The sequence below is a fragment of the Ruegeria sp. SAZD011 genome (assembly GCF_059612545.1).
The window spans coordinates 172,271-184,678 of sequence record NZ_JBXWQU010000014.1 but is presented as its reverse complement, the minus strand read 5'-3'; the positions used below and the strand labels follow the sequence as shown (position 1 = coordinate 184,678).

Below are 12,408 nucleotides of genomic sequence, written 5' to 3'. Positions count from 1 at the left end.
CGGCGCAATCGTCATTTGCGACCTTTCCGGTCAGTTTCCGCGCTTTTTCAAAAGATAGATATCCATGATCCAGCCGTGATCGGCTCGCGCACGGGCACGGGTTTCGACGATTTCGCCCGCCATCTCGGCCAGTGGTCCCGCCACCAGAATCTGTTCCTCCATGCCCACATAGGCGCCCCACCAGATGTGGTAATCGGACATATCCAGCGCCTGGAACGAGCATTCGCCGTCCAGCATCACGGCCGCGGTATCCACCGCGGGCGGCCAGCCTTCGTCGCGCAGGCGCCGCCCGGTGGTGACCAGGAACGGTGCCCCCAATTCGTTGACCGGAATGCCATGCGCCGCTGTCAGCGCCTGCAGCGCGGTGATGCCGGGAATCACCCGTAACCTGGGTTGCGGATCGAGCCGCGCCGCGATTCGCAGCGAACTGTCATAGAGCGACGGGTCGCCCCAGATCAGCAGCGCCACCCGTGCCGTGTCGGGGTGGTCCTCCATCGCCGCCTGCCAGCGCAGGGCGATGGCATCGTGCCACTCGTCGACACCCTTCAGATACCCATCCTCGGCGCGGCGCGCGGGGATGTCGAAATAGGCGATCTGCGGCGGCGTGTCGGTGGCGTCAGTGATGATGCGTTCGCGCAGCCCGGCCAGATCGGATTTCCCCGCCCCCTTGCGCGGGATAAGGATCAGATCGGCGGCGCGAATGGCGGCGATGCCTTCGCGGGTGATATGGTCGGGATTGCCGGTGCCGATTCCGATCAGGAGAAGCTCAGTCATCGCCGAACTCCGCCAGCGGACCATAAAGGATCAGGGCAGGGGCGGTGCCGATCTCCGCTGCCAGCCGTTCGGCCAGTTCACCCATGGTGGCGCGGGTCAGGCGCTGTTCAGGGGTCGAGACGCTTTCGGCCATCAGCGCAGGCGTTGAACGTGGCAGGCCATGCGCCTCAAGCGCATCCAGCAGCAGTGGAAAGGTGCGCTTGCCCATGAATACGACCGTGGTGGCCTGCGGATCGGCCAGCGCGGGCAGGTTCAGGTCGGGGGGCAATTGCCCGCTGACGTCATGGCCGGTGACGAATTGCACCCGCCGCGCGGTCAGTCGTCGGGTCAGCGGGATGCCCGCCGCCGCCGCCGCCGCCACTGCCGAGGGGATGCCGGGGATGATCTCGTATCCGATCCCGGCCGCGCGCAGCGCGACCAGTTCCTCCTCCAGCCGGCCAAAGAGACCGCCATCGCCGGATTTCAGCCGCACGACATGCGCGCCGGTCTGGGCATAATCCACCAGCAGGCGGCTCACATGGTCCTGTTTGGGTGAGGCGCGGCCCGCCCGTTTGCCCACCCCTACCAGATCGGCATCCGCGCGCGCATGGGTCAGGATCGGACCGCTCGACAGATCGTCGAACAGCACCGCATCGGCCTTGCCCAGCCGATCCACCGCTTTCAGCGTCAACAGGTCCGGGTCGCCCGGCCCCGAGCCGACAAAGGAGACAAAGCCGCTCATGATCCCGCCTCTGCGATCAGGTGAAAGAAGGTGCCGGTGACATTCCCGCGCACGGACCCGGTTTGCGGCCCCTCGACGCCTTCGGCATCGAACACACGGGCCAGCGGCGCGTCGGGTTGCTCCAGGATCGAGGAATAGTGGAACTCGTGCCCGCGCAGGGTGGCACCGGTGCCATAGCCGGGCAGGGGCGCCAGCAGTTCGGCCCGGCGATAACCCAGGTTGAACTTGCGCTTTTCATACGAGGTGACGAGGCCCAACAGACCCGCCATCCGGTGGCGGGTGCCATCCTTGTCGATCAGCGCCTCACCCAGTGCCATGTAGCCGCCGCATTCGCCATGCACGGGCCGGGTTTCGGCATGTCGTCTCAGCCCCGCTCGAAAGGTGTTGGCGGCGGCGAGTGTGCCCGCATGCAGTTCTGGATAGCCGCCGGGCAGCCAGACCAGATCGGCATCGGGTGCGGGGGCCTCGTCAGCCAGTGGCGAAAACGGCAGGATCTCGGCGCCGCCCGCGCGCCAGCCTTCCAGCAGATGCGGATAGGTGAACGAGAACGCGGAGTCCCGCGCCAATGCGATGCGCTGGGCCGGGGGCGGCGGCAGCGCCGTCGACGATGGCCCATTGGGGCCTGAGGAGGCCGCTGCCCCCTTGATCGCCTCCAGGTCGACATGTTCGCGCAGGAACGCGGCATAGCCCGCGATGGCAGCCTCCAGGTCGGGATGTTCCACCGCCTGAATGAGACCCAGGTGCCGCTCGGGCAGGGTCAGGTCGCCGCGCCGGGGCAGCACGCCCAGAACCGGCAGGCCCGCGCGCTCCATCCCCAGCCGGGTCAGCCGCTCGTGCCGGGGGCTGGCACAACGGTTCAGGATCACTCCGGCAAAGGGCAAGTCGGGATTGTACATCCGGAACCCCAGCGCGGTCGCCGCCGCCGATTGCGCCTGTCCGCCCACATCAAGGACCAGCACCACCGGCCAGCCCATGCGCAGGGCGGTTTCGGCGCTCGACCCGTGGCCGGTTTCGCCCGGCTTGGCGACGCCGTCGAACAGGCCCATGGACCCTTCGGCCACCACGATATCGGCACCCGCCGCCTGCGCCGCGACAGCGCCCAGCAGACCCTCGCCCATCGCCCAGCTGTCGAGGTTGAACGAGGCCCGTCCCGCGGCAGCCAGATGAAAGGCCGGGTCGATGTAATCGGGTCCGCTCTTGAACGGCTGCACGGTCAGCCCATCCTCGGCCAGCGCGCGCAACAACCCCAGCATGACCGTGGTCTTGCCGGTGCCCGAGGCCGGGGCCGAGATCATCAGGCCGCGGGGGTTAGTCATCACCATGGCTCCAGCTCGACCACGGGCTGTCGGCAGATTGCGGCCGATAGCGGCGGTCGTATTCGCGGGAATAGAGGCAGCTTTCGTCAAACCCTTCGCCCTTCAGCACCGGCCCGACAAGGATCAGCGCGGTGCGCGAGATGCTTTCGTCCAGCGCCTCTTTCAGCGTCTCCAGCGTGGCGCGGATGATCCGCTCCTCGGGCCAGCTGGCGCGATAGACCACCGCCACCGGGCAATCGGCCCCGTAATGCGGCACCAGATCGGCGATCACCTTGTCCAGATTGCCGATCGACAGGTGAATGGCCAGCGTGGCGCCGGTGCGGGCGAAATTCTCCAGGCTCTCGCCCTCGGGCATCGACGAGGCGCGACCGGGCGTGCGGGTCAACACCACCGATTGCCCCAGCCCGGGCAGAGTCAATTCGGTGCCCAGCGCGGCGGCGGCGGCGGCAAACGAGGGCACGCCGGGCGTCACGCTGACCGGGATACCCATCTGTTTCAGCCTCCGGATCTGCTCGCCCATGGCCGACCAGACCGACAGGTCGCCCGAATGCAGCCGTGCCACATCCTGACCCGCCTTATGCGCAGCCTCGATCTCGGCCATGATCTGATCCAGATCCATCGGCGCGGTGTTGACGATCCTTGCCCCCTCGGGGCAATGGCTCAGGATCTCCTCGGGCACCAGCGACCCGGCATAGAGGCAGACCGGGCAAGAGGCGATGATATCGCGGCCACGCAGGGTCAGCAGGTCGGCGGCGCCCGGTCCGGCGCCGATGAAATGAACGGTCATGTCTTGTCTCCGATGGCGAGGGCGCAGGTGGCGCGCCGGTCGTCCGATATCTGTCTGGGGGTGATCAGCCGCGCGCCCGGTCCAGCGGCGACCAGTGCTGCGGCCTCGGCCACGCTGCCGGTGCCATAGCTTGCGCGGCTTTGCGGCGAGCAGGTGAGGGTGCGCTCTCCGGCAAGTTCAGCGGCCGGGATCAGGTACAGGGGCAGGGCGAGTTCCTCAGCCAGCGCCTCCAGCGCCGGGTGCCCGGCCTTGTCGGCAACGGTGGCGAGCGCGGCCACCGCCTGTCCGGCGGCGGCCTTGTCATAGGCCGCGCGCAGGCTGGCCGCCTCTGCCGTGGTGGTAAAGCCCAGTCCCGCGACGATCATAGCGTGACGCTCCACTGCACCACCGGATAGGCCGATTTCCAACCCCGGCGCGGCCCCAGCGGGGCGGCCTGCGCCAGTTCGATCCGCAGCAACTCGCCGCCCTTGTCGGCCTGCCATTGCGCCAGCAAAGCCTCGCTTTCCAGCGTCACCGCATTGGCGACAAGCCGGGTGCCTGCAGGCAGTTGCGCAAAGAGCCATTCCAGCAACGCCGCGCTCAGCCCGCCGCCGATGAACACGGCATCGGGCTGCTCGAGACTGCCCAGCACTTCGGGGGCGCTGCCTTCGACCACGCGCAGATGGTCCTGACCCAATGCGTCGGCATTGGCGCGGATGCGCGCGGCGCGGTCGGCGCGGGGTTCGACCGTGGTGGCGCTCAGCGTCGGATCGCACATCAGCCATTCGATCCCGATCGAGCCGCTGCCGCCGCCGATATCCCACAGGTGCTCGCCCCGTTGCGGCGCCAGCGCCGACAGGGTCAGCGCCCGCACCGGGCGCTTGGTGATCTGTCCGTCAGTCTCAAAGATGGCATCGGGCCTGCCGCTGGCCTTTGGGATCGCGGCGCCATCTCCCGCCACCTCGATGCCGACACAGACCGGGTGCGTGAAAGCACCGGCCTGCGCCTCGGCCAGCGACAGGGTTTGCAGGCGCTCGCGCGGCCCCCCCAGCGCCTCCATCACGTGCAGGCGACTGGCGGCAAAGCCGATCCGGTCAAGATAGCGCGCCAGTTCGGTGACCGCCGCGCCGTCGCGCAGCAGAACCAGCGCGCGCAGGCCGGCTGCCAGATGCGGGCGCAGCCGGGTCAGGGGGGCAGCGTGGAGGCCAAGAGTCAGGGTCTTCTCCAGCGGCCAGCCCAGCCGCGCTGCCGCTAGCGAAAAGGTCGACGCTCCCGGCAGCGCGCGCCACTCGCCTGCATCGAAATGCCGGGCAATGACCGCGCCTGCGCCGAACCAGAACGGATCGCCCGACGCCAGCACCGCGACGCGGCGCCCGCGCAGCCCGGTCAGAATCTCCAACCCGTCGGCATAGGGGACAGGCCAGGCGATGCGCTCTTGCGGTCCCTCGGGCAACAGCGACAGGTGCCGGGGCGGCGCCATGATCACATCGGCCGCGTCCAGGGCTTGACGGCTTGCGGGCGGCAGGCCATCCAGTCCATCCTCGCCCATGCCGATCACGCTCAGCCACGGAGCATCAGACATGTCCCACCTCCTGATCCTGGGCGGTACCACCGAAGCGAACGCCTTGACGCGCGCCGTGGCAGAGACGGGCCTGCGCGCGACCTATTCCTATGCGGGCCGGGTCGAGGCGCCGCGCGAGCAGCCGATCCCGGTGCGGGTCGGCGGATTTGGCGGGGTGACCGGTCTGGCGGATTTTATCTACAGCAACAATGTCACGCATCTTGTTGATGCAACGCATCCTTTTGCTGCGCAAATGAGTGCCAATGCCTGCGCTGCCTGTGCCCAAACGGACACGCCCTTGGCCGCGCTGACGCGGCCCGCCTGGCAGCCCGTCGATGGAGACAACTGGCGCCACGTTCGCGATATCCCTGCCGCTGTAGCCGCACTCGCGGGGACGCCGCAGCGCGTGTTTCTGGCGGTTGGAAGGATGCATCTGGACGACTTTGCCGCCCAGCCGCAGCACGACTATCTGCTGCGTCTCGTCGATGCGCCCGGCGGTCCGCTGCCCTTGCCCAAGGCGCAGGTCGTGGTATCGCGGGGGCCCTTCACAAGAGAGGGAGACAAGGCCCTGATGCAACAGCATAAAACGCAGCTTGTGGTCAGCAAGAACGCAGGCGGAGTGGGCGCGCGGGCCAAGCTGGATGCGGCGCGCGATCTGGGCCTGCCGGTGCTGATGATCGACCGCCCTGTTCTGCCACCCCGGACCGAGCTTGCCACCCCCGCCGATGTGCTGCGCTGGCTGCGTCATTCCGGCGTGAACCTCGGCGTGTAAACGATTGGAACGCTATCTCTTTCGATGACACGGGTGCGGGACGAACCGACCAAGACCACGGTCTGCATATCGGCCATCTCGGGCGTCGCCTCGGCCAGATGCGCGACGCGCAGCGCCTCGTCAGGGCGCGAGACCGCGCGGGCGAACAGGATCAGCCGCTCGGGTTCACATTCTTCGCGCAGGATTTGCAGCGTCTTTTCAAAACCTTCGGGCCGGGACTTCGAGCGCGGATTATAGAAGGCCATGGCGAAATCCGCCTGTGCGGCCAGCCGCAACCGGCGTTCGATAAGCGGCCATGGCTTCAGGTTGTCGCTGAGGTTGATGCAGCAGAAATCATGGCCCAGCGGCGCGCCTGCGCGCGCAGCAGCGGCGAGCATGGCGGTGATGCCGGGCAGCACCTGAATATCCAGATCGCGCCATGTGCGCGGCCCAGAGTCCACCGCTTCGAACACTGCCGAGGCCATGGCGAACACGCCGGGATCGCCCGACGAGACCACGACCACCCGGTGTCCGTCGGCGGCCATCTCCAGCGCATGGCGCGACCGGTCGATCTCGACCCGGTTGTCGCTGGCATGCAGCGTCAGGCCGGGCCGTTCAGCCACCCGCGCGACGTAGGGAAAATAGCCCACCACATCGGTGGCCTCGGCCAGCACCGCCGTCACCTCGGGCGTCACCAGTGCCTCGGCGCCCGGGCCAAGTCCGACAATCCGCAGCCAGCCGCTCATGGCCGCCGCCCCTGGCCATGCACGATGATGATCGAGAAATAGGGGGTGATGCCGGTGCATTTCTCGGACAGGCGCGAGACCTGCTGATTGGCCATCTGAGCGTATTCGACGATCCAGGCACGTTCGAACAGACCGGAGGTCTTGAGCGCGCGCACCACCTTGTCGAGGTTGCGGCCCAGCTTCATCACCACCAGCGCGTCGGTTTCGGCCATGCGGGCGGCCAGCACATCCTCGGGCAGGGTGCCGGGCAGCACGGTCAACACATCGTCGCCCCAGGTGATCGGGGTGCCGGTGGCGGTCCAGGCACCGGACATGCCGGTGATGGCGGGGATTACCTCGACCGGGACCAGATCGCGCAGGCGGGTATAAAGATGCATGAACGAGCCGTAGAAGAACGGATCGCCCTCACACAGGACAACCACATCCTCGCCCGCGTCCGCCAGCGCGCGCAGATGGGCGGCGGCACCCTCGTAGAACTCGGATAGCAGCTGGTTATAGCGGGGGTCAGTCACCGGGATCTCGGTGGTGACCGGGTATTCCATCGGAAACTCGACCGCGCCCTCGGGGACCATGCCGTTGACGATCTTGCGGGCCTGGCCGCTGCGACCGGGCTTGCGGAAATAGGCCACATGGCGGGCGCCGCGCAGCAGGCGGTCGGCCTTGACGCTCATCAGGTCGGGATCGCCGGGGCCAAGGCCCAGACCGTATATGGTGCCCGCGTTCATTCGGCGCGGCTCGCGATGGCGTTGATCGCCGCGACGGTGATGGCGCTGCCGCCCAGGCGGCCCTTGACGATGCAGCAGGGCACCGGCTGGGCCTCCCACAGGGCGTCTTTCGACTCGACCGCGCCGACAAAACCCACGGGGCAGCCGATGATCGCGGCGGGGCGCGGGCAGTCGGGGTCCTCGAGCATGTTCAAGAGGTGAAAGAGGGCGGTGGGCGCATTGCCGATCGCTACCACGGCGCCCGCCAGGTGAGGACGCCACAGTTCCAGCGCGGCGGCCGAGCGGGTATTGCCCATCTCGGCGGCCAGCGGGCGCACGCGCTCGTCATGCAGGGTGCAGATCACGTCGTTATCGGACGGCAGTCGAAACCGGGTCACGCCCTCGCTGACCATGCGCGCATCGCACAGGATCGGCGCGCCCGCCTCCAGAGCGGTGCGTGCGGCGGTGACGAAGCCGGGTGAGAAATGAACGAACTCTTCCAGCCCGACCATGCCGGCGGCATGGATCATCCGCACCGCGACCTGTTCCTCGTCCGGATCGAAGCGGGCCAGATCGGCCTCGGCCCGGATGGTGGCAAAGGACTGTTTGTAGATCGCCGCGCCATCGGTTTCGTATTCATAGGGCATCAGGTCAGGTCCATTGTCTTCAGTGTTTCGGGTGTCAGGCCGCGCTGGCAGGGCTCATCCCCCGCGCGGCCCTGTTTTACAAGGTCAAATCGCTCGCCATTACCGACAAGCGTGATATCGGCGGGCCCCATCCGGGCGCAGCCCTTGGCGCAGCCCGAGACATGCAGGCTGCCACTCACGCGCCCGGCCAGGGCGCGGGCCAGATCGCGCGTTTCGGCCTGGGCCTGCGGGCAATAGGGCGCACCGGGGCAGGCGTCGGTGGTCAACAGCGGATCGCCCGCTCGGGTGACAAAACCGGGGGCGGGGATGGCCTGCGCACCTTCTAGCAGGATCAGCCGCCAGGGGGTGACCCGCAAAGCGACCGCGCCGCTGTCGCGCAGCAAAGCAGCCAGCGATTGCGCGGGCAGCTGTCCAAAAGCCGCGCCATAAAGAGGGCCAAGCGCGGTGTCGCCGGGCGCAAGCGGTTCAGCAACTGGCACCGGTTCCGTGCCCTGCCAGATCGCGGGCAGGGGTAAGGCCCGCACGAGCCGCGCCATGCGGCGGGTGTCGGGGGTAAACCGGTCAGCAAACCAGCGCGCCAGTTCGATCAGGCGATCAATCGCTTCGCCTTCGGTCACTTCGCGCCCCGTGGCCATGCCATCGGCGCGCAGGATCAGGCCGTCCGCGCTCCGTTCCAGCCGGATATCCGCCGAATCCGCGCTCAGCAGACGGCCCGTCCCGGTGTCGATGGCAAAGCCGAATTTTGCGGGCAGCGCGGGCAGTTCGCCCAATCGCTCCGTCAACTCTCGCCCCAGCCGCTCGGTCAAGTCGCCATGAGTGTAAAGCGGTGAGAACAGGATATTGCGCCGTACCTCGATCCCCGGTTCACCGTCCAACAGGTCAAGCGCCGCCAGTTCCGCCAAGAGCGGCTGATGATCCGCCTCACCCACCCCGCGCAGTTGCAGGTTGGCGCGGTTGGTCAGGTCGATGGTGCCATTGCCGAACCGGTCTGCCAGCACGCAAAGACCCAGCGCCTGCGCCACGCTCAGCCGGGCGAGGCGCGGGCGCACCCGCACCACCAGCCCGTCGCCCGACATCATCGGGCGATGCGCGCCGGGGCACCAGCCCTGTACGATGGGTGCGGTCATGCCAGCCCCTCCAGATCGGCCCGGATCGAGTTGCGCCGGGTCTGCCACAGACCCGCCTCGTAGAGCGCGCGGAACCGGTCCAGCATGGCCTGATAGGCCTGCGGATTGGCCTCTTGCAGGAAGGCCGCGACCTGCGCGTCGCCCAGCGTGGCATCGTGGTAGAGGTCAAAGAGATGCGGCGCCACGCTGTCGGCCAGATGCGCGAACGAGGCCATGTGGTCGAGCGTCGCCGCGATCTCGGCGGCGCCCCGGAACCCGTGCCGCATCATGCCCGCGATCCAGCCGGGATGGGCGGCGCGGGCGCGCACCACGCGGGCGATTTCCTCGGGCAGGGTGCGGGCGCGCGGGGTGTCGGGATTGGTGTTGTCCAGATGATAGAGCTGCGCTTTGCCCCCGGTCACGCGCTTGGCGGCGGCAAAGCCTGCCTCATGGGTGGCATAGTCAGCCGCCAGCAGCAGATCGGTCTCGGCCAGATCCTGCAAATGCACGAACCCGTCGGCCTTGGCGACGCGGTCGCGGATGCCTTCGGCATCGCGGGCGATGTTCTCGCCCTCCAGCGCAAAGGAACTGGCCGCCAGCCAGGCCTCTCCCGCCTGTTGGCGGGCCTCGTCCGTATAGGTCTCGGGCAGGTGACCCATGCCCAGCCCATAGCTGCCCGGCGCCGGGCCATAGACCCGCGCTGCGGGCGCATGTCCGGCATAGGGGTTCCAATCGGGCGCCTCGTCACGCGCGCTGAGCGCGCGCACCGCCTGACCGAAGAGTGCCGAAAGGGTCGGGAACACGTCACGGAACAGGCCCGAGACGCGCAAGGTTACGTCGAGCCGGGGCCGGTCCAGGTCGGTGATCGGCAATACTTCGATCCCCGAGACCCTCTCGGACCCCGGATCCCAGACCGGTTTGACCCCCAACAGATGCAGCGCCATGGCGAACTCCTCGCCCGCCGTGCGCATGGTGGCCGAGCCCCAGAGATCGACGATCAGCCCCTTGGGGTAATCGCCTTCTTCCTGCAAATGCCGGCGCACCAGCTCCTCGGCCAGCTTCACGCCTTGGGCATAGGCCGCGCGGGTGGGGACCGACCGGGGATCGGTGGTATAAAGGTTGCGCCCGGTCGGCAGCACATCGGTCCGCCCACGGTAGGGCGACCCGGAAGGCCCCGCCGCGATCCGCTTGCCCGCCAGCGCGTCGAGCAGCGCGCGCGCCTCGCCCTGCGCCGAAGGGGTGGGATCGAACGGGCCGGTCACCTCGGGTACACGCCCATAGACGTGCAGCCCGTCGCCATACTGGCTTTCCTTCACGTCGCAGACAAAGCGGTCGATGCGGGTGATCGCCTCGGCGGTCGAGGTGGCGCGATCAAGGCCCAGATCGTCCTCCAGCCCCAGCGCCTGCGCCTCGGCCCGGATATCGCCCTGCAAGCGGTCGCGGCGTTTGGGGTCCAGCCCGTCGGCATTGGAAAACTCGTCGAGCAGTGCTTCGAGTTGCACCATCCGGTCCGGCGTGCCGCTGACGCGCAGGGCTGGGGGGATATGGCCCAGCGTCACCGCGCCGATGCGGCGCTTGGCCTGTGCGGCCTCGCCCGGATCGTTGACGATAAAGGGATAGATCACCGGCAGATCGCCGATCAGAATCTCCGGCCAGCATTCACCCGACAGCGCCACCGCCTTGCCCGGCAGCCATTCCAGCGTGCCATGGGCGCCGATATGGATCAGGGCATCGGCCCCCAGCGCCTGCCGCAGCCAGAGATAGAAGGCGACATAGCCGTGGCGCGGGGTGCGCGAGAGATCGTGATAATCGTCATCGTGCGCCTCGGGCGCGCCCCGCTCCGGTTGCAGCGCCACCAGCGCCTTGCCACGCCGGATGGCGCGAAACTGCAAATTGCCTTGCGAAAATGCCGTATCACTTTCGGGTTCACCCCAGGCGTCTTGCAGATTTTGGCGCAATTGTGGCGGAATGCTGGCCAAAGCTTTGCGGTATTCCGTGATTGGCCACGAAATCGACACAGTTTGCAGGTCTTCCGCAATCGGTTGCCCTGATACGACACCGTACCCTTCATCCTGCAAATCGCTCAGGATCGCCTCGGCCGAGGCCAGCGCGTCCAGACCAACCGCATGGGCCATCTGCCAGTCCTTGCCGGGATAGGTGGACAGAACCAGCGCCAGCACCCGCTGGGCAGCGGGTTTGGCCGCCAGCCGCAGCCAGCCCGACACCCGGTCCACCACCGCCTCGATCCGATCGGGCTCGGGCCGGTGCGCGAAACGGGAATACTCCAACTCCGGGTCGCGTTTGCCCGGCTCCTTGAACGAGATCAGGCCTGCGTCGATGCGCCCGTCGACCTCGGGCAGGACCACATGCATGGCCAGATCGGCGGGGGACAGGCCGCGCTCGGCCTCGGCCCAGGCCTTGCGGCGCGAGGTGGCCAGCGCGACCTGGAACACCGGTACACCGGCGGCATCAAGCGGCGAGGCGCCATTGGCGCCCTTGCCGGAAAACGAGGTGGCATTGACGATGGCCGCCGGGGCCAGCCCCGGCATCTGCGCGGTGATCCAGTCGGCAGCTGCGGGCGCCTTCAGCGAGGGCGCGAACATGCCCATCGCCTGAAATCCGCGCGCGCGAAAGGCCCGGATCAGCGCCGCGACCGAGGCCGTGTCGGCCGAAGTCAGGTAGGCGCGGTAAAAGGTTACCAGAATGCGCGGGGCGTTGCCCTGGAACACGGTCTCGGGGGCGATCACGCCGCGCTCGGGGCACCAGAAGCCGCATTCGGGTAGTATCTTTGACCCGACCACCGGCCCGGCATAAAGCCCGGTCGCCAGAGCCATCTGTGCCAGTGCCGCCTGCGCCGCCACCTCGCCGCCGGTATCGCACAGATGTTGCAGCCGCCGCAGGGTGGACACCGGCAGGGTGGAAAAGGCGTCAAGCCGCGTATCCTCGCGCCCATCCGCCGGCAGAACCGCCAGCGCCAGCCCCTTTTCCTGCGCCAGCGCCAGCACCTGTTGCAGCCCATAGGCCCAATAGGGCACCCCGCCGATCAGCCGGATCAGAATGCCCTTGGCCCCTGACAGGGTATTCTCGACATAAGTATCGACGGATAGGGGATGTTTCAGCGCCGTCAGGTTGGCCAGGCGTAGGGTGGGCATTCTGCCCACCGCCCCGCCGCCGCGATGCCAGCCCGCCGCAAAAGCCCCCAGGTCGCTGTCCGAGAACGACAAAACCACCAGATCCGCCGGGCTCTGGCCCAGGTCGGTCGGGGTCTCGGTCTCTTCCAGCCCGTGGCTTTCGCGGAAAACGACATGCATGGCGC

General features: G+C 67.9%; 12 protein-coding genes. 1 reads left to right on the top strand and 11 read right to left on the bottom strand.

Going from position 1 to position 12,408, the window contains the following annotated elements:
- Positions 1-30: 30 nt before the first annotated feature.
- The 6 genes from cobF to cbiE are packed head-to-tail and all read right to left on the bottom strand — an operon-like array spanning position 31 to position 5,159.
- Positions 31-774, bottom strand: a complete 744-nt coding sequence (gene cobF / locus AC2FLM_RS04070) for a precorrin-6A synthase (deacetylating) (RefSeq protein WP_496855972.1) — start codon at positions 772-774, stop codon at positions 31-33.
- Entirely contained in the window at positions 767-1,495 is a 729-nt protein-coding gene (cobA, locus tag AC2FLM_RS04065; RefSeq protein ID WP_238904475.1) for a uroporphyrinogen-III C-methyltransferase, read from the bottom strand. The genes cobF and cobA overlap by 8 nt, the downstream gene beginning before the upstream one ends.
- Positions 1,492-2,817: a cobyrinic acid a,c-diamide synthase CobB gene (locus AC2FLM_RS04060; protein WP_496855970.1), complete on the bottom strand. Its 1,326-nt coding sequence runs from the start codon at positions 2,815-2,817 to the stop codon at positions 1,492-1,494. The genes cobA and AC2FLM_RS04060 overlap by 4 nt, the downstream gene beginning before the upstream one ends.
- Positions 2,804-3,598: a precorrin-4 C(11)-methyltransferase gene (cobM, locus tag AC2FLM_RS04055; RefSeq protein WP_496855968.1), complete on the bottom strand. Its 795-nt coding sequence runs from the start codon at positions 3,596-3,598 to the stop codon at positions 2,804-2,806. Before cobM ends, AC2FLM_RS04060 begins: the two co-directional genes overlap by 14 nt.
- Entirely contained in the window at positions 3,595-3,963 is a 369-nt protein-coding gene (locus tag AC2FLM_RS04050) for a cobalamin biosynthesis protein (RefSeq protein ID WP_496855966.1), read from the bottom strand. The genes cobM and AC2FLM_RS04050 overlap by 4 nt, the downstream gene beginning before the upstream one ends.
- Complete coding sequence (gene cbiE / locus AC2FLM_RS04045; RefSeq protein WP_496855964.1) at positions 3,960-5,159, bottom strand: precorrin-6y C5,15-methyltransferase (decarboxylating) subunit CbiE; 1,200 nt, start codon at positions 5,157-5,159, stop codon at positions 3,960-3,962. Before cbiE ends, AC2FLM_RS04050 begins: the two co-directional genes overlap by 4 nt.
- Here cbiE and AC2FLM_RS04040 point away from each other — a divergent pair.
- A complete protein-coding gene (locus tag AC2FLM_RS04040; protein WP_496855962.1) occupies positions 5,158-5,910 on the top strand; it encodes a cobalt-precorrin-6A reductase in 753 nt (250 codons plus the stop codon). The two genes, cbiE and AC2FLM_RS04040, sit on opposite strands and share 2 nt — an antisense overlap.
- Here the strand turns inward: AC2FLM_RS04040 and cobJ are convergent.
- From cobJ to cobN, 5 genes are read right to left on the bottom strand one after another with little or no spacing between them, the layout of a single operon-like run.
- Complete coding sequence (gene cobJ, locus AC2FLM_RS04035) at positions 5,883-6,635, bottom strand: precorrin-3B C(17)-methyltransferase (RefSeq protein WP_496855960.1); 753 nt, start codon at positions 6,633-6,635, stop codon at positions 5,883-5,885. The genes AC2FLM_RS04040 and cobJ overlap by 28 nt on opposite strands.
- Positions 6,632-7,360 carry a precorrin-2 C(20)-methyltransferase gene (locus AC2FLM_RS04030; RefSeq protein WP_234166032.1) on the bottom strand — a complete coding sequence of 243 codons (729 nt, stop codon included), beginning with the start codon at positions 7,358-7,360 and terminating at the stop codon, positions 6,632-6,634. The genes cobJ and AC2FLM_RS04030 overlap by 4 nt, the downstream gene beginning before the upstream one ends.
- Positions 7,357-7,986 carry a precorrin-8X methylmutase gene (locus tag AC2FLM_RS04025; protein WP_496855958.1) on the bottom strand — a complete coding sequence of 210 codons (630 nt, stop codon included), beginning with the start codon at positions 7,984-7,986 and terminating at the stop codon, positions 7,357-7,359. Before AC2FLM_RS04025 ends, AC2FLM_RS04030 begins: the two co-directional genes overlap by 4 nt.
- On the bottom strand, positions 7,986-9,113 hold the full coding sequence (locus AC2FLM_RS04020) for a ferredoxin-like domain-containing protein (protein ID WP_496855956.1): 1,128 nt from the start codon (positions 9,111-9,113) through the stop codon (positions 7,986-7,988). The genes AC2FLM_RS04025 and AC2FLM_RS04020 overlap by 1 nt, the downstream gene beginning before the upstream one ends.
- Positions 9,110-12,403, bottom strand: a complete 3,294-nt coding sequence (cobN, locus tag AC2FLM_RS04015) for a cobaltochelatase subunit CobN (protein ID WP_496855954.1) — start codon at positions 12,401-12,403, stop codon at positions 9,110-9,112. Before cobN ends, AC2FLM_RS04020 begins: the two co-directional genes overlap by 4 nt.
- Positions 12,404-12,408: the final 5 nt, after the last annotated feature.